Origin of the sequence: uncultured Photobacterium sp. (assembly GCF_947502415.1) — a bacterium.
Lineage (GTDB): Bacteria > Pseudomonadota > Gammaproteobacteria > Enterobacterales > Vibrionaceae > Photobacterium.
The window spans coordinates 1-16,813 of sequence record NZ_CANMZV010000017.1 but is presented as its reverse complement, the minus strand read 5'-3'; the positions used below and the strand labels follow the sequence as shown (position 1 = coordinate 16,813).

The following is a 16,813-nucleotide window of genomic DNA, read 5'->3' as shown; positions in this document are numbered from 1 at the left end:
GGATTAGCATTGCCCTAGCAGAGTGTTAAGGCGAGCTTCAAAACGAGCAACATCGGATTTCAGATCATCAACCTGATCAGCAAAGTAGGCAATTTCCAGTGCTTGCGGAGCCAGTTTCCACTCTTCAGTGATCACTTCAGCAAGATCGCGTTGGCGGCGTTCAACACCATTGCGAATCAACTGCGTGCCATTTTTCAGGCCACCCACTAAAGTATGGGCAACGATATCACCGGTATATTGTGACAGCTTCTCTTCGACATCCGGCTTTAGCTCACTCAGTAGTGCTGAAAATTGCTGCGCCAGCTGGATATCCCCTTCCATGGCCAGCTTGTCAGCTTTAATCAGCTTAGTCAGATTCGCTTGCTGGCGTAGCTCCGGCAACACGGTCAGGTTCAAGGCTAACTCACAATCCACATCACCTTCATAGGCGGCCAGCACATCAATCTGCTGACTGAAAACGAAAATGAGCGTCTTGCCGAACTCATTGATGGTGACGCTGATCACCTTACCGCGCAAACGTCCCAGCCGACGCTGACTTTCAGCGTCGTCTTTCAATAACGTATTAAGCGAGGTTTCTACCGCGCCGGTCACAAAAGCATCGAATGGCATAATGTCCTCAGAACTTGTAGCCTCGGTGCAAAGCAACGATGCCACCAGTCATATTGTAGTATTGAGTCTGCTCGAAGCCGGCGTCCTTCATCATCCCCTCAAGGGTGTCTTGATCCGGGTGCATGCGGATTGATTCAGCCAGATAACGATAACTTTCGGAATCATTGGCGATCAGCTCACCCATCTTCGGCAGCAGGTGGAACGAATAGGCGTCATAAATTTTCGACAGCGGCTCCAGCACCGGCTTGGAGAATTCCAATACCAGCAGACGACCGCCCGGCTTCAGCACCCGAAACATCGAACGCAGCGCCTTATCCTTGTCAGTCACATTGCGCAGACAGAAACTGATGGTAATACAATCAAAGTAATCATCCGGGAATGGCAGCTCCTCAGCATTGGCCTGAACGTAGGCCACGTTGCCAACAATACCGTTGTCACGCAACTTGCTACGGCCAACTTTAAGCATTGAGTTATTGATATCCGCCAGGACAACCTGGCCATCTTCACCCACAATGCGCGAGAACTTGGCTGTCAGATCACCAGTACCACCACCTAGGTCCAACACACGATGACCTCGGCGTACACCACTGCAATCAATGGTAAAGCGTTTCCATACCCGATGGATGCCCATCGACATCAAATCATTCATGATGTCGTACTTCGCTGCTACGGAGTGAAAAACCTCCGCGACCAAATCCGCCTTATCGTCTTTAGCTACGGTACGGTAGCCAAAATGGGTCGTGTCTTGTGTGGTGTCCGTCATGCTATATCCATCATCCTATATCTCTATAAATTACCGGCTTAGTGTACTTGATGGTCGCGGTTTGCTCAAAGCACTACGGTAAATCATTTACAGCAGAAATAGCCGGCGCTGATGACGGCTGTACATTTTCTGCAGGTGCCTCCAGGCTGGCCTGAGCCCGCTCGGCCAAAACCGGGCTAATATCCCGCTTAACCTCAACCCCGAGCAGCTTGAAACTCTCAGCCTGACGAAGCACATTGCCGCGCCCGGTCACCAGCTTGTTCATCGCACCCTGATAGCTCTGGTTTGCCTTATCGAGCGAAGCGCCCACCGCTTCCATATCAGCAACAAACAGACGGAGCTTGTCATAAAGCTTGCTCGCCCGTTCGGCAATCTGCTTGGCATTCTGATTCTGCCGCTCATTGCGCCATAGATTGTTAATCGTACGCAGCGCCACCAGCAAAGTTGTCGGGCTCACCAACATGATATTCTGATCCATCGCATCGCGGATCAGGCTCGGGTCAGCTTCAACGGCAGCCTGGAAGGCCGGTTCCACCGGAATAAACATCAGAACATAATCCAGGCTTTGGATCCCATGCAGCTGATGATAATCCTTACGGCTCAAGCCGCGGATATGACTACGTACTGAAGCAACATGCTCACTCAGAGCCAGCTCCTGCTCGGCGATAGTGTCACCATTGAAAAAACGCTCGTAGGCGATCAGGGACATCTTGGCATCGATCACCACATCCTTATCCCGTGGCAGGTGAACCACCACATCAGGCTGGTAGCGCTTGCCATCCTCATTTTCCAGGCTGATCTGAGTCTGGTACTCATGCCCTTCACGCAAGCCGGACTCGCTCAACACCCGCGCCAATACCACCTCCCCCCAATTACCCTGAGCCTTGTTATCACCCTTTAGGGCCTGAGTCAGGTTGACCGCCTCTTGGGCCATCTGCTCATTGAGTTGCTTGAGGTTGTTGATTTCATGCACCAGCGTGTGGCGCTCACGGGCTTCCTGACTGAAGTTATCCGTTACCTGCTTCTTAAAGCCTTCCAGCTGCTCCTTGAGCGGACTAAGTAAACTTTCTAGGCTCAGCTTATTTTGCTCATCAACAGTACGGGTCTTCTGCTCAAACAAGCGATTAGCCAGACTCTCAAACTGAACCCGCAGCCTTTCTTCGGCAGTTTCCAATAGGGTGATTTTCTCATCTGCCGCCTTCTGCTCTTCAAAATGACGGGCTTCCTGCTCACGCAGATCCGCTTCCAGCCCAGCATTGGCTGAACGGGCATTCTCCAGCTGCTCAGACAAATACTGCTTCTCGTTTTTCAACGCTTCAAAATGGCGCATTTTCTCCAGAGCCGCCGCCAACCGGGCATGCATCTGCCGCAGCTCCATAGACAGGCGATCCCGCTCGACATCCAACTCGTCGATCTCCTGGTTACGCTCAGCCAGCTGCGCCAGGTACTGCTCTTCTCTACTCTGGGCCAGTCGGTTTTCCGCATCTGCCTGCTGGGTAAGTAGTTGTTCTTGCTGCTGCCAACGGCCTTTCATCCATTGCGCCGTGATCACACTGGCAATGGTTGCGCCAGACAACGCCGCAACGACGGCAAGCCCAGGCCCGGTAAGCCATTCGGTTATCATGATCTATCACCCCAAATTAAACGCATTCTTGCGGGATCATTCTCGGTTCGGTATTGGCTACAGGCTAAGTGGATACTGGATAAATGTCCAGCCATGAAAGCGTTATCCGCCGAACTATCAGCAGAAGAAATTCGCACCGGATTGGGCTGGCGGTCACAGCTTGGATAAGCAGGTTCTGGTCGGGGATCCGGCAATCGAATAGACTGACCGACGTTAGTATGACGAATAACCCGTGCTGCTCCCTCCTCCAGGACAGCCACTTGAGAATGGAAAGAAGATGAACGAACGTTATGCGCTCGGATATGGATTAGCCGCAGTGCTGCTGTGGTCAACCGTCGCCACAGCTTTCAAAATCACCCTCGAGTATTTCACCCCTCTCCAGATGATGGTCACCGCCAGCCTCGTTTCAGCCCTAGCTCTATCAGCGATCGCATTTTATCAGGGCAAGTTGCATCTGCTCGGCCGTACTTTTATGGCCCGCCCGCTCTATTACCTGCTGCTTGGACTAATCAACCCCTTTGCTTACTACCTGGTCCTGTTCAAAGCTTACGACCTGCTACCGGCTTCACAAGCTCAGCCCCTGAACTACAGTTGGGCCATTACTCTGACTCTGATGGCGGCCATATTCCTGGGCCAGAAAATCCGCAAACAGGATTGGGCTGCCTGTATTCTTGGCTACCTTGGCGTCATCGTTATTGCAACCAAAGGCGACATCATGGCATTGCAATTCGATAACCCGGCCGGTGTAGCACTGGCCCTGCTTTCAACCCTGCTCTGGGCGATGTACTGGATCCTCAATACCAAAAACCAGGCTGATCCGGTTCTCGGTGTCCTGCTCGGTTTTTTGCTCTCGCTGCCGTTTTCATTCGGCCTCAGCCTCTATAGCGACACCTGGCAGACAGTACCGTGGCAAGGATGGGCAGCCGTCAGCTATGTCGGGCTGTTTGAGATGGGTGTAACCTTCGTCCTCTGGCTCAATGCCCTGAGGCTGACCCGCAACACCGCTCGGATCAGTAACCTGATTTTCATCTCACCGTTTATCTCACTGATGTTGCTCGCCACCATTATCGGCGAAGAAATCCATTCCTCGACACTCGCCGGATTAGTTCTGATTGTCTGTGGCCTGCTGGTCCAGCAATGGAAAAGAAAGAAAACCGGCACAGCCAACTCTTCATGTGCAGAATAACCGCCACAAAAAGAAAAAAGCCTGCCACATGAGTGGCAGGCAAATAAAATAAGGGTTGTCGAGACCCGGCGCCCTAAAGGGGAGGCGTCTAATTATCAATTCAGATTCATTAACTGCTGGCTATCGCCGCGTGCCAGCGATGTCCCAGCTTCGACCACAAAATAAACAAACCAGGGATCAACAGCCACATCTGTAATGTCAGCAACATCGGTGGTGTCAGATCCAGACGCTGAGTGATACTAACCATCACCCCGGCGCCACTCATCTGGAACAAGCCCAACAACGCGGCGGCTGTACCGGCACGGTCACCAAATGGAGCCAATGCCTTACCAGCTGCAGAGCCAAGCACAAAAGAAAAACCAACCGAAGCCATAAATATAGGCACCATAAACGCCCAGGCTTCGCGGATATCACTCAGCACCAGCATGACAGCACCCGAGCCAACAAGAATCAATAAACCCAGATTCAGAGTGTTGCGGGTACCAAAGCGATCCATATATTTCGGCGCAACCATACAACCAAAGATATTGAGTGCCGCGTTAACGCCAAACCATACTGTAAACTGCGCCATGCTCTGATCCATCTCCACCATCAGCCAAACCGGAGCCGAGGTCACATATGCCAGAATTACGGCCATCGATAACATGCACAGGGTCGCGTGGAACAGAAACACAGGCTCGCGCAGCACCGACAGGTAACGGTCAACACTGATCAGTGCGCCGTCGGTTTTGGTATTCGCCGGACGGGTTTCCTTAAAGAACACGGTCAGCATCACACCGGCTACCAACGCAAAACCCGTCATAAAACTGAAGTTAGAGCGCCAGCCGAACTCATGGGTCAGCCAGGAGCCCACCAGCGGTGCCAGCGCAGGAATAAAGCAAATAGCGCCGTTCAGGTAACTGATCATCCGGCTACTGCGTTCCGGACCAAAACTATCACGCACCGCCGCAAAAGCCGCCACCGATGTCGCACAGGCCCCAAATCCCTGAAGAAGGCGCGCCACCAACAACAGATCCAAGGTCTTAGCCCAGTAGGCCATTGCTCCGCTCAGGCCATAAATCATCACCCCGCCAAGGGCGATCGGGCGACGCCCCAAACGGTCAGCCAAAGGGCCGGCCAGCAACTGGCCAAGGCCGAGACTAAACATAAACCAGGTAACAGTATCCTGAACTCGGGCATTATCGACCGCATAGGTTTCCGCCATCGCCGGCAGTGCCGGCAAATAAATATCAATAGCCAGCGGGCTAAAGAGAACAAGGAGTACCATCAAGGCAACCAATCTTGTTCCTGCTTGTGAGGTTTCAGGCTTCATGTAACTTTCCTTTCTTTTGATGGCGGCAGTCTAAGCCTTTAGTGATATGAACAGAAATGGTTTATATTCAAATCAGAATTTCCCATAAGGAATATCACTCACATTGAGGTGTTTGCAGTGTCTTTCGAAAAACTAACCCGTCTCGATCTCAACCTGCTGGTTTTCCTCCATGTCTTACTGGAAGAATGCAATGTCACCCATGCAGCCAAGCGACTGAACCTCAGCCAATCGGCGGTCAGTAAGAGCCTGATGCGACTCAGAGAGCAGTTCGACGATCCGCTGTTTACCCGCTCGGCTCATGGCCTGATACCGACTCCGCGCGCCCAAGCCCTGCAACCAGCGCTTGAGCATCTGCTACGGGAAGTTGAGCAGATGACAGCACCTTCGGAGTTCATTCCCGCCACCAGTGAGCGTCATTTCCGAATGGCCCTGGTCGAAAGTGCCTACCCTCTGTTGCTGCCCCAGTTCCTTGGCGAAATATTCAGCAAAGGCCCAAACATCACCTTTGATACCCAAGCTTGGGAAAGCAATACCTTCGAGCGCCTGCAGCGGGGTGAAATCGACTTTGGTATCACCGGCAAAGATCTCAACCCGCGCGATGCGATGCTAACCCTGATGCCGCCCAAGGACATTATCTGGCAGGAGCTCTATCGGGATACCCAGCGCTGTATTGTCCGTAAAGGCCACCCTATCCTGAACCAAAGCTGGGATCAGGAAACGTACCTGAAACAGCGGCACATTCAGGTGCGATGCGATGGCAGCGATCGCTGGCTGCTCGACTACAAACTCGCCGATCAGGGGTTGCAGCGCGACATTGCGATCTATGTCCCGGATTTCAACAGTGCCGCCAGCCTATGCACTCATACCGATTTGATCTTTACCGCACCAAGCCACTTTGCCAAGCACATCGCAGCCCAGCTCGACTTGGTGGTTGTGCCTCTGCCATCAGAACTTCCTGCTATGGCCTACACCCTGTTTTGGCATAAACATCAAGAAAAAGACCCGGGGCATAGCTGGTTGAAAGAGCTAATCATCACAAGATGTCGTGATTTGTCTGACACTTAATTGCAGCTCGACAACAAACGCGTTAACGTAACTGCATCGAACGGCCTTGCAGCATTATCGGACCTTTTCGAGGCCGCTCTTTTCTTCTTCCGTCAGCAAGGACGGTGACTTACTTAAAGGAAAAAACCATGCAAGCTGTTATCTCACAACGAGTTGAGCAGATCCGCCAATGGTTGGCTGACAGCCAGCTCGATGCGCTGCTCATTCCTCATGAAGATGAATACCTAGGCGAATACATCCCAGCTCACAACGAACGCCTTCAGTGGGCCACTGGTTTCACGGGCTCGGCAGGTATGGCAGTGATCACCCGCGACAAGGCCGCAGTATTCGTTGATGGCCGCTATGTTGTCCAGGTTCGCAAGCAAGTACCGGGCGATGTGTTCGAATACCGCCACCTGATCGATGAACCACCGATGCAGTGGGCACAAGAAAATCTTGCAACTGGCAGCCGTGTTGCCGTCGACCCACGCCTTCACAGCGGTGCCTGGCTGGACCAGATGACCGAGACACTAGCCGATAGCCTGGCCCTGGTCTGCATCACTGCCAACCCGATCGATACCCTGTGGCACGACCGCCCGGCAGCCACCTTATCCAACGCCAAACTGATGAGCCTGGATTTTGTCGGCAAGAGCAGCACCGACAAGCGTCATGAAATCGCAGCCGTTCTGACAAAACAAAAAGCGGAAGCTGCCCTGTTGACTCAAATCGACAGCATTGCCTGGCTTCTCAATATCCGCGGTAGCGACATCCCTTGCCTGCCTGTACTGCTGTCGACAGCCATCATCCACGCCGACGAGAGTGTCGACTTCTATATTGACCCGGCTCGTCTGCCTGCTGAATTCGCCGCTCATGTCGGTGAAGGCGTTCGCATCCACCAGCCAGAAGCACTTGAAGCCGGCCTTCAAGCCCTTGGCGGAAAAGATGTATTGATTGATCCGGCGACCAGCAATGCCTGGGCCAGCCAGGTACTAAGCGTTGCAGGTGCTCGCCTGATCGCTGCAGCCGATCCTTGCCTGTTACCAAAAGCGGCGAAAAACCCGACTGAAATCGCCGGCATGAAAGCCAGTCACATCCGCGACGGCGTCGCGATCAGCAAATTCCTGGCATGGGTAGATAGCCAAGTTGCAGCCGGTAACCTGTTGGATGAAGGCACTCTCTCCGACAAGCTATGGCAAATCCGCAGCCTAGACCCAAGCTGCACAGATGTCAGCTTCGATACCATTTCTGCCGCTGGCGGCAATGCGGCTATGTGCCACTACAACCACCTGAACCAACCAGAGCCAAGCGTACTGGAAATGGATAATGTTTACCTTGTAGATTCAGGCGGCCAGTACCCAGACGGAACCACCGATATCACCCGTACTATCGCCATTGGCCAGCCGGGTGACGACGTGAAGAAAACCTTCACTCTGGTACTGAAAGGCCATATTGCACTTGCTTCAGCCCGCTTCGCAAAAGGCACCAACGGCTCACAGCTTGATGCTCTGGCACGCCAGCACCTGTGGGCGCACGGCTTTGACTTCGACCACGGTACCGGCCACGGTGTCGGCCACTTCCTGAGTGTCCACGAAGGCCCGCAGCGTATTTCCAAGGTTTACAACCCGACAGCCCTGCAACCAGGCATGGTGCTTTCTAACGAACCGGGTTACTACCGTGCCGATGCCTTTGGTATCCGTATTGAAAACCTGGAGTTAGTGGTAGAAATTGAAACACAAGGCGATATGACCGTACTGGGCTTCGAATCACTGACACGAGCTCCGATTGATCGCCGTCTGGTCGACCTGTCACTGATGACCGATACCGAACTGGCGTGGCTGAACAACTACCACCAGACCGTATTCGATGTTATCAGGCCATCACTGGAAGGCGATGATCTGACATGGCTACAACAGGCAACCGCACCGCTTACCCGCTAAGTTCATCACCGCTTTCAAGCTAAAAGCAAAACGCCCGCATTCACCAATGCGGGCGTTTTTTAGAACCAAATAACAACAGTTCTAGCCTGAATAGGCGTGATGCCAGTCTTTCCACACCACCTCAAACCCATGCTGCTTCACAACTTGAGCGACCTCTGCCACCGAACGGTCATCACTAATCGAGAACTGCTCCAGCTCGGGTTCATTATCGGCGTAACCGCCGGGCTGGGTTTTAGATCCCGCCGACATACTGGTGATCCCCAGCGGCAGGACATTATCCCGAAACGGCGGCGATTCACGAGTCGACAAGGAAAGCTCCACTTCCGGATTCAGCAAACGGTAGGCACAAATCAGCTGAACCAGCTGACGGTCAGTCATCACCGACTTAGGTTGTAGTCCGCCTTCACAAGGACGCAGGCGCGGAAACGAAATGGAGTAACGCGTCTGCCAATAGGTTCGCTCCAGGTAATCCAGATGGCTGGCGACAAAAAAACAGTCGGTCCGCCACTCTTCCAAGCCAATCAGGGCACCAATGCCTATTTTGTCGATCCCCGCTCTTGCCAGGCGATCCGGCGTCTCCAGCCGGTATTCGAAATCCATCTTATTGCCGCGCAAATGATGCTCTGCATAAGTAGGAGCACTGTAGGTCTCCTGATACACCATGACGGCATCCAGCCCAAGGGTTTTCAGCTCAGTGTACTCATGCTGGTCCAGGGGCTGGACTTCCATCGCCAGGTAGCTGAATTGCGCCTTGACCGCAGGAAGAGCCTGACGGAAATAATCCATTCCCACCTTGCGCTCATGCTCGCCTGTTACCAGGAGTACGCTGTCAAAATTCATCGCCTTGATAGCCTGGCACTCACGTTCAATCTCCGGCACAACCAGTGTCCGGCGCTTGATCCGGTTCTCCATTGAAAAACCGCAATAAGTACAAGCATTGGCACACAGGTTCGACAAATACAGCGGCACATAAAAAGAAATCGTATGACCGAAACGGCGACGCGTCAGAGCCGCTGACTGTTGGGCCATTTGCTCAAGATAAGATTCAGCAGCCGGAGAAATCAGCGCCTTAAAATCTTCCAGATCCCGCTTGGGCTTGCGCAATGCCCGCTCGACATCAGCAGCAGTTTTGCTGTAGATAGACAGCCGGATATCATCCCAGTCAAGCTGTTTCCAGACATCAACATAACTCATGCGCGCCCCTTCATGCGGTTTGCTCCAAAAACGCCGTCAGCGGACTTGAAGCAATCGCATGATTTACCGTCCCGGCAAGGCCAGCTTCATACGCCATCAGTCCGCTTTCCACCGCCAGTTTAAATGCCCGCCCCATTGCGACAGGATCGGCAGCAGCCGCAATCGCAGTATTAACCAGTACCGCATCCGCCCCCATTTCCATCGCCTCTGCGGCATGAGACGGCGCACCAATCCCGGCATCAACAATTACAGGCACCCGCGCCTGATCAATAATAATTTCCAGGAAATCACGGGAAGCCAGCCCCTTGTTCGAACCTATTGGTGATCCCAACGGCATCACCGCAGCACAACCGACCTCTTCCAACCGCTTACACAGTACCGGATCGGCATGACAATAAGGCAAAACAATAAACCCTTCACGTACCAGTTCTTGTGCCGCTGCCAGCGTTTCAATCGGGTCCGGCATCAGATACTTAGGATCTGGGTGAATTTCCAGCTTCAGCCAATTAGTTCCCAAAGCTTCACGGGCCAGCTTAGCTGCAAACACGGCTTCTTTGGCATTTTTTGCCCCAGAGGTATTCGGCAGTAAATTCATCCCAGCCTTCAACAACGGAGCCAAAATGTCATCATCTCGATTTTCAATATCGACACGCTTGAGTGCCATCGTGACTAACTCTGATCCCGAGGCAATAATCGATTCGGCCATTACCTGGCTATTGGCATACTTACCAGTTCCCGTAAATAAATGAGATGAAAAAGTCTTGTCAGCAATAGTGAGCATTTAGCCTCCGGCAATAGCTTGAAATATGGCAATTCGATCGCCTGTTTTCATCTGGGTGCTGTCCCACTCACTGCGGGCAACAATATCATCATTCAGGGCAACCGCCGTTGCCTGCAATGGCATGTCCAGTGTAGTTAGCAGCGCAATCAGGCTCTGTCCTTGCGGGCACTCGACAGGTTTGTCGTTCACCTGCACCTGAATCACTGTCGTCGTGGCAGTCATAACAATTCTATTCTCCTGTACTACATACCGGGCACTGTTTGTCTTGAGCGAGGTTAAATCGGTGCCAAGCCATCGTCAGGCCATCAAATTGCTGCAACGCACCAAATGCCACCGCACCTGCCCCGGTAATCAGCTTGATACACTCCAACGCCTGCATGGTTCCCATCACACCTACAACAGGCCCGGCAATGCCCGCACTACTGCAATTTTGCGGCTCCTGCGGGGCATCCGACTGTAACGGAAACAGGCAGTGGTAACAGGGGCCATTACCTTGGCGGAAATCAAATGACATCAGCTGCCCCTGCCAGCGAATGGCAGCTCCTGAAATCAACGGCTTTTGGGCCATAAAGCAGGCTTGGTTAACAGCATGGCGGGTAGCCAGATTATCCGAGCAATCGAGCACCACATCAGCCAACGCCACTTCCATCGCCAGCCTCTGTCCAGCCAGCCGCGCCTGCACCGAACGAACCCGGATATGAGGGTTAAGTGCTGTCACTTGTTCAGCCGCCATCAAAGCCTTACTCCGACTCTGGTGACTATCGCGATATATCACCTGTCGCTGGAGGTTAGAGCTATCCACCTCATCATCATCGGCAATGATGAGGTGCCCGACACCAGCTCCAGCCAGATACAATGCGGCAGCCGAGCCCAGTCCGCCGGCTCCGACCAGCAATACCTGAGCCTGCCCCAGCAACAGCTGCCCCTGCTCCCCTATCTCAGGCAGCATGATCTGGCGGTTATAACGTAGAAAGTCCTGATCACTGAGCATCTAAGCTTTCCTTGACTGGCTCATGGCGAACAAGCAACTGGTTAAAGGCATCAACGGCTGCCTGAGTATCTTCAGCCTGGGTGATAGCCCTTACCACCGCAACACTACTGACACCGGTGCGCCAAACCTTTTCAGCCCGGGACAGATCGATACCGCCAATCGCAACTGTCGGAAACGCATCCCCAATTAACTTCTGATAGAGTGCCAAGCGATTCACCCCTTGAGGCTTCGACGGCATCTCTTTGGTCGTTGTCGGGAAAATATGTCCTAAAGCAATGTAGCTCGGAGAAAATTCAGCAGCTCGCAAAATCTCGTAATAACCGTGAGTAGACAAGCCTAAACGCAAGCCTGCCCGTTGAATGGCAGCCAAATCTGCCGTTTCTAAATCTTCCTGTCCCAAATGAACACCATAGGCGTGGTGCTGGATAGCCAGCGGCCAGTGATCATTAAGATAAACCTGCGCCTGATGCACTTTACCAACCTCGATCACCTGCCTGACCTGCGCTTCCAATGTCGGGTCTTCAGAATTTTTGATCCGCAGCTGAGTTGTCATCACCCCCAAGGCAAGCAGGCGTTCAACCCATACAGCCGAATCGACAACCGGATACAGTGCCAACTTCGCAACATCAGTTGCGGCAAACGGCGCTACAGCCACCTCTTTACTAATCCATCCCAGCTCGTCTAATTCTGGGTGATTCGCGGTCAGCGGGCGGGGAAATAACTCACGGTTCATCGGCCAGCCAATTTCACCATAACCATCGACATGGGTTTCCAAGTATCCTCGAGCGTGAGCGCGAGCCAGGGTCACCGCATCTTCCAGCGGGTAATCCAATGCCAGAGCGGCCAATAACATCGCCCGCTGCGGCTCGTTAGCTCCGGCATGATGACAATACACAGCCCGAGCCTCACCATTGTGATGCCAGATATCAACACAACCTCTATCTGTCGGTAGGCCACTGACGATCAACAATGGGTTTCTGGCAACTTTCTGTTGCATTTCACTTAACGACGGATAAGGTGCTATCCACTGATCCAGCACCTTATATCCTTCAATATCAGCCCCATCCGGATTAAAGGCCAAACTGAACTGACGCTCTTCAAACTGAATGTCGACCGCTTCCGAATCGCTCCATCCGACGCTGACCTGCTCTCCCAACTGATACTTATCAGCGGCAGCCAGCAAAGGTTCCACATGCATCAGCAGCGGAGTTAGGCTATCGGGCAAACATAAAGAGCTCATTGACTATCCTCTTGAGTAGGGTGGTACAACTCACTACCCCGGTCCCGGAATTCAGAGGCTTTCTGCTGCATCCCCTTCAACGGGTCATCCAGCACCTTGATTGCCAGGTCGTTATCTTGCTCAAGATTACTTGCATAATCTCGCACCTCCTGCGAGATCTTCATCGAACAGAACTTTGGTCCACACATAGAGCAGAAGTGAGCCACTTTGCCGGATTCCTGGGGTAGAGTTTCATCGTGATAGGCTCGAGCCGTGTCCGGGTCTAAACCTAAATTAAATTGGTCTTCCCAGCGAAATTCAAAGCGTGCTTTTGATAATGCATTGTCACGAACTTGCGCACCTGGATGACCTTTTGCCAAGTCTGCCGCATGGGCACATAACTTGTACGTGATCAGCCCCACTTTTACGTCTTCTTTATTAGGCAAACCCAAGTGTTCTTTCGGTGTAACATAACAGAGCATAGCGCAGCCATACCAACCGATCATGGCAGCCCCAATCCCTGAAGTAATATGGTCATAACCCGGCGCTATATCGGTCGTTAGTGGGCCCAGGGTATAAAATGGAGCCTCATGACAGTGTGTGAGCTGCTCTTCCATGTTTTCTTTAATCATGTGCATCGGCACATGCCCCGGACCTTCAATCATGACCTGAACATCATATTCCCAAGCAATTTTAGTCAGCTCTCCCAAGGTTCGTAATTCGCAAAATTGAGCTTCATCATTAGCATCAGCAACCGACCCCGGCCGTAGGCCATCCCCCAAGGAAAGGGCGATATCGTACTGAGCACAGATTTCGCAGATTTCACGGAAATGAGTATAAAGAAAGCTTTCCTGATGGTGGGCCAGACACCACTTGGCCATAATGGATCCACCGCGCGAGACAATTCCAGTCACCCTCTTTGCCGTCATCGGGATATAACGCAACAACACACCGGCATGGATAGTAAAATAGTCGACACCCTGCTCAGCTTGTTCGATCAAAGTATCGCGGAAAACATCCCAGTTAAGGTTCTCTGCGATCCCGTTAACCTGCTCCAACGCCTGATACATAGGGACAGTACCAATCGGAACCGGACTATTTCGGATGATCCATTCTCGGATTTCGTGAATGTTTCGCCCGGTCGACAAATCCATGACTGTATCGCCGCCCCAGCGGGTCGACCACACCAGCTTCTCGACTTCTTCTTCAATAGACGAGCTAACGGCAGAATTGCCAATATTGGCATTGACCTTAACCAGGAAGTTACGGCCAATGATCATGGGCTCAGATTCAGGGTGGTTGATGTTAGATGGAAGGATTGCCCGGCCAGCGGCTATCTCCTGGCGAACAAACTCCGGCGTAATATCTTCAAGTAATTGAGCACCAAAACTCATCCCCGGATGCTGTTGGTTCAGGACTTGATCTCGGTATTTGGCGCGCCCCATATTCTCACGGATCGCAACGAATTCCATCTCAGGTGTGATGATACCCTGGCGAGCATAATGAAGCTGGGTGACACAACGGTCAGCTTTCGCCCTGCGGATCCGAGCCAGCTCGCCAAAACGAAGTTCATCTAACGTCTCATCCGCCAAACGGGCTTTCGAAAACGTCGAACTCATCTCATCAAGCAACTCGGTATCTCCGCGCTCAACAATCCAGCTTTTTCTTATTGATGGCAGGCCAGCGTATATATCAATGTCACAATTCGGATCGGTGTAATAGCCGGAAGTATCGTAAACCCGCACGGGCTCATTCGGCTCAAAGATAGAGTGGGATTTTGTGCCACCCACCAGGCTATCCGATAACGTAATTTCACGCATCGGTACCCGAAGATCAGGGCGACTACCTTCCACATACACTTTTTGAGCGTTGGGATAAGGTTGGGCTGTGAGTGAATCGATAAATTGTTTAGCTTCCAGTCTCGCTTGTTTGCGACTCGACATAGCAATTTCCTTGTTTCTATAAAGGGAAGTTGCTTGACGGATTGGTGCATAAACAAGAGGCGTGCACGTAGGGTGTGCAGCGTCGTCTGTTACCGCAGCTATGGCCACTATACAATTATGGCGCAGCTATACAGATGAGTTATCTCTTGTTCCCTTCGCAGGTATTAGCCCGATCAGGTTCTACGGATCCCGCAATGCGGTCTCAGCCAAATGGCACTCCGACAAGTTAAGAGCTGAGTATAGGTAAGCAACCTGTAGCCAGCAAGCGTAAATGACAGAAATTCTTAAACTTGAACCAAAACAAATCAGGCCGCACATTTGTGCGGCCTGACCGTTATTTAATGAATTTCTTCGCTAAGCTTTTCAGTAAAGATGAATGAGTTTCTCGCAATTCACCCAGCTTATGGGTAATTGCCGGAGCCCCATCTAAGTCGAACAGCTTAGGAACCGCCACTCGCTGTGAAGAATAGATCCCAGTATGGCCACTAAAGTAATAAGCTGTATAACAGGCAATGGCAAAATACAACATATGATCCGCGCCAAATAGCTCCACCCCCATGATAGTACAGGCAAGAGGAGTGTTGGTCGCCGCCGCAAATACAGCTAAAAAGCCCAAAGCCGCAAATAAATCTACCGGCGCCCCTAAAATCCAGGCCATGGTATTACCCAATGTCGCCCCGACAAAAAACAGTGGTGTCACCTCGCCACCTTTATAACCTGCAGCCAAAGTAATAGCGGTCAGCAGTAGTTTTAGCAACCAGCTATACCACTCTGCACCACCTTCCTGGAAAGCACTCAGAATGCTGACACCACCTTCACGGCTTGAATAAACACCAAGACCAATATAGTCATGGTTACCAATCAAATGAACCGCAGCAATCACAATCAAACCACCAACCACGACAATCAGATAAGGGTTCTTCAGTGTAGCCTTGAAGATATCTTTAAACGCATGGGTCAATTCACCAAACAGGTAACCAGCCAAGCCGAATGCAACCGCCGCCAGAACAATTTTCGCGACCATCAGGATATCAACCTTCACCGCATGTTCGAACAGGGTAATGGTCTCAAGGAAGTCAATTCGGTAATGGGTATGATGCGCGCCCCAGGCACTACAGACGACATCAGCAAGAATAGCGGCAAACAAGGCAGGAATGATTGCATCATAGCGAAGACGACCGATAGCCAACACTTCGAGGGCAAAAATAGCCCCTGTTAGCGGCGTACCAAATACAGCCCCGAAACCTGCAGCCACACCGGCAATCAAAATCAGACGGGTATCAGCTTCATTTAACTTGAAGCATCTAGCCAACCAATGAGTTGTTGCCCCACCAATTTGCACGGCAGTTCCTTCGCGACCAGCTGAGCCGCCAAACAGGTGAGTAATAACCGTTGTAATCAACACCAATGGCCCCATCCGAGTTGGGATACCAGCCCCCGGCTCATGGATTTCATCCATGATCAGATTATTACCACCCTCTGAGTTTTTACCCAGATTCCGGTAGCAATAAACAATGACAATCCCAGCTAACGGTAGCAGATACAGCAGCCAAGGGTTATCAATTCGGGTCTCTGTGGCAAAGCTTAAGCTCCACAGGAAAAAGGCGTTAAGAGAGCCGACAATTACGGCAACAGGAATAATAAGGAGCGTCCATCTTAAGATCTGGACAAATATTTTGGGGTTAGCGCTTAATGGGTGTGCCATACCAGTTATCTATCTTTATCAAGGTTATCTTCAGGATAGATGCTATGACAAATGACCTAAGCCCCTACCATAGACGGATCTATCCTACTACAGCAGGAGTCATCATCTCGGTAGAGCGGTTAAAGGTGGAACTCCATCACCCGTCATGAACAAGGCAGTTCATCAACAAGAAGGGATGCTAACGAGAAATAAGGGAAGCAACAAGCCTAAATTCAGGTATTCAACCATCAACTGAACTTTGCTTGATATAGAGCAGAAAAACCAATATTGCAGAAACTACAAATGCAAAAAGCCCCAGCATTACTGCTGAGGCTTCGAGAGTGGCAGGGGTGGAGAGATTCGAACTCCCAACACGCGGATTTGGAATCCGCTGCTCTGCCAATTGGAGCTACACCCCTGTAGTTGTTTTTAAGACTTAACTTTGTCTGAATAAGTGGCGGAGCGGACGGGACTCGAACCCGCGACCCCCGGCGTGACAGGCCGGTATTCTAACCAACTGAACTAC

General features: G+C 51.8%; 14 protein-coding genes, 1 tRNA gene and 2 riboswitches. Of the genes, 3 read left to right on the top strand and 12 right to left on the bottom strand.

Features of this window, described 5'->3' with window-relative positions; all coding sequences use genetic code 11:
- Positions 1–3 precede the first annotated feature (3 nt).
- From Q0852_RS16765 to rmuC, 3 genes are all read right to left on the bottom strand, one after another.
- Positions 4–609 carry an SCP2 domain-containing protein gene (locus tag Q0852_RS16765; protein WP_299019871.1) on the bottom strand — a complete coding sequence of 202 codons (606 nt, stop codon included), beginning with the start codon at positions 607–609 and terminating at the stop codon, positions 4–6.
- A 7-nt stretch (positions 610–616) separates the two neighbouring features.
- Positions 617–1,372 carry a bifunctional demethylmenaquinone methyltransferase/2-methoxy-6-polyprenyl-1,4-benzoquinol methylase UbiE gene (gene ubiE, locus Q0852_RS16760; protein WP_299019869.1) on the bottom strand — a complete coding sequence of 252 codons (756 nt, stop codon included), beginning with the start codon at positions 1,370–1,372 and terminating at the stop codon, positions 617–619.
- 73 nt (positions 1,373–1,445) lie between these two features.
- The gene (gene rmuC / locus Q0852_RS16755) at positions 1,446–2,996 is read right to left on the bottom strand and encodes a DNA recombination protein RmuC (RefSeq protein ID WP_299019867.1); all 1,551 of its coding nucleotides are present in this window, start codon (positions 2,994–2,996) and stop codon (positions 1,446–1,448) included.
- 277 nt (positions 2,997–3,273) lie between these two features.
- On the opposite strand from rmuC, the gene Q0852_RS16750 reads away from it, so the two are divergent.
- Entirely contained in the window at positions 3,274–4,182 is a 909-nt protein-coding gene (locus Q0852_RS16750; RefSeq protein WP_299019866.1) for a DMT family transporter, read from the top strand.
- Between the two features lie 109 nt (positions 4,183–4,291).
- Here the strand turns inward: Q0852_RS16750 and Q0852_RS16745 are convergent, their stop codons facing one another.
- Complete coding sequence (locus Q0852_RS16745; RefSeq protein ID WP_299019864.1) at positions 4,292–5,494, bottom strand: multidrug effflux MFS transporter; 1,203 nt, start codon at positions 5,492–5,494, stop codon at positions 4,292–4,294.
- Positions 5,495–5,611: 117 nt separating this feature from the next.
- On the opposite strand from Q0852_RS16745, the gene Q0852_RS16740 reads away from it, so the two are divergent.
- On the top strand, positions 5,612–6,559 hold the full coding sequence (locus tag Q0852_RS16740) for a LysR substrate-binding domain-containing protein (RefSeq protein WP_299019862.1): 948 nt from the start codon (positions 5,612–5,614) through the stop codon (positions 6,557–6,559).
- Between the two features lie 128 nt (positions 6,560–6,687).
- On the top strand, positions 6,688–8,475 hold the full coding sequence (locus Q0852_RS16735; RefSeq protein ID WP_299019860.1) for an aminopeptidase P family protein: 1,788 nt from the start codon (positions 6,688–6,690) through the stop codon (positions 8,473–8,475).
- An 81-nt stretch (positions 8,476–8,556) separates the two neighbouring features.
- Here Q0852_RS16735 and thiH read toward each other — a convergent pair whose 3' ends face one another.
- From thiH to Q0852_RS16695, 8 genes are all read right to left on the bottom strand, one after another.
- Entirely contained in the window at positions 8,557–9,669 is a 1,113-nt protein-coding gene (gene thiH / locus Q0852_RS16730) for a 2-iminoacetate synthase ThiH (RefSeq protein WP_299019858.1), read from the bottom strand.
- A 10-nt stretch (positions 9,670–9,679) separates the two neighbouring features.
- Positions 9,680–10,450, bottom strand: a complete 771-nt coding sequence (locus tag Q0852_RS16725) for a thiazole synthase (RefSeq protein WP_299019856.1) — start codon at positions 10,448–10,450, stop codon at positions 9,680–9,682.
- Positions 10,451–10,672, bottom strand: coding sequence for a sulfur carrier protein ThiS (thiS, locus tag Q0852_RS16720; protein ID WP_299019854.1), 222 nt, complete (start codon positions 10,670–10,672; stop codon positions 10,451–10,453). It lies immediately after the preceding gene.
- A 7-nt stretch (positions 10,673–10,679) separates the two neighbouring features.
- Positions 10,680–11,441 carry a HesA/MoeB/ThiF family protein gene (locus Q0852_RS16715; protein WP_299019852.1) on the bottom strand — a complete coding sequence of 254 codons (762 nt, stop codon included), beginning with the start codon at positions 11,439–11,441 and terminating at the stop codon, positions 10,680–10,682.
- Positions 11,431–12,681: a thiamine phosphate synthase gene (gene thiE, locus Q0852_RS16710; RefSeq protein ID WP_299019850.1), complete on the bottom strand. Its 1,251-nt coding sequence runs from the start codon at positions 12,679–12,681 to the stop codon at positions 11,431–11,433. The genes Q0852_RS16715 and thiE overlap by 11 nt, the downstream gene beginning before the upstream one ends.
- A complete protein-coding gene (gene thiC, locus Q0852_RS16705; protein ID WP_299019848.1) occupies positions 12,678–14,603 on the bottom strand; it encodes a phosphomethylpyrimidine synthase ThiC in 1,926 nt (641 codons plus the stop codon). Before thiC ends, thiE begins: the two co-directional genes overlap by 4 nt.
- Before the next feature lie 133 nt (positions 14,604–14,736).
- Positions 14,737–14,834: riboswitch (TPP riboswitch) on the bottom strand.
- Between the two features lie 103 nt (positions 14,835–14,937).
- On the bottom strand, positions 14,938–16,308 hold the full coding sequence (locus Q0852_RS16700; protein WP_299019846.1) for a voltage-gated chloride channel family protein: 1,371 nt from the start codon (positions 16,306–16,308) through the stop codon (positions 14,938–14,940).
- Between the two features lie 86 nt (positions 16,309–16,394).
- Positions 16,395–16,458: riboswitch (Fluoride riboswitch) on the bottom strand.
- Between the two features lie 171 nt (positions 16,459–16,629).
- Positions 16,630–16,706, bottom strand: a tRNA-Trp gene (locus Q0852_RS16695).
- Between the last annotated feature and the right edge of the window lie 107 nt (positions 16,707–16,813).

Coding starts and splice junctions, on each gene's coding strand:
- Q0852_RS16765 (WP_299019871.1), bottom strand. CDS start 609: ATGCCATTCGATGCTTTTGTGACCGGCGCGGTAGAAACCTCGCTTAAT.
- ubiE (WP_299019869.1), bottom strand. CDS start 1,372: ATGACGGACACCACACAAGACACGACCCATTTTGGCTACCGTACCGTA.
- rmuC (WP_299019867.1), bottom strand. CDS start 2,996: ATGATAACCGAATGGCTTACCGGGCCTGGGCTTGCCGTCGTTGCGGCG.
- Q0852_RS16750 (WP_299019866.1), top strand. CDS start 3,274: ATGAACGAACGTTATGCGCTCGGATATGGATTAGCCGCAGTGCTGCTG.
- Q0852_RS16745 (WP_299019864.1), bottom strand. CDS start 5,494: ATGAAGCCTGAAACCTCACAAGCAGGAACAAGATTGGTTGCCTTGATG.
- Q0852_RS16735 (WP_299019860.1), top strand. CDS start 6,688: ATGCAAGCTGTTATCTCACAACGAGTTGAGCAGATCCGCCAATGGTTG.
- thiH (WP_299019858.1), bottom strand. CDS start 9,669: ATGAGTTATGTTGATGTCTGGAAACAGCTTGACTGGGATGATATCCGG.
- Q0852_RS16725 (WP_299019856.1), bottom strand. CDS start 10,450: ATGCTCACTATTGCTGACAAGACTTTTTCATCTCATTTATTTACGGGA.
- thiS (WP_299019854.1), bottom strand. CDS start 10,672: ATGACTGCCACGACGACAGTGATTCAGGTGCAGGTGAACGACAAACCT.
- Q0852_RS16715 (WP_299019852.1), bottom strand. CDS start 11,441: ATGCTCAGTGATCAGGACTTTCTACGTTATAACCGCCAGATCATGCTG.
- thiE (WP_299019850.1), bottom strand. CDS start 12,681: ATGAGCTCTTTATGTTTGCCCGATAGCCTAACTCCGCTGCTGATGCAT.
- thiC (WP_299019848.1), bottom strand. CDS start 14,603: ATGTCGAGTCGCAAACAAGCGAGACTGGAAGCTAAACAATTTATCGAT.
- Q0852_RS16700 (WP_299019846.1), bottom strand. CDS start 16,308: ATGGCACACCCATTAAGCGCTAACCCCAAAATATTTGTCCAGATCTTA.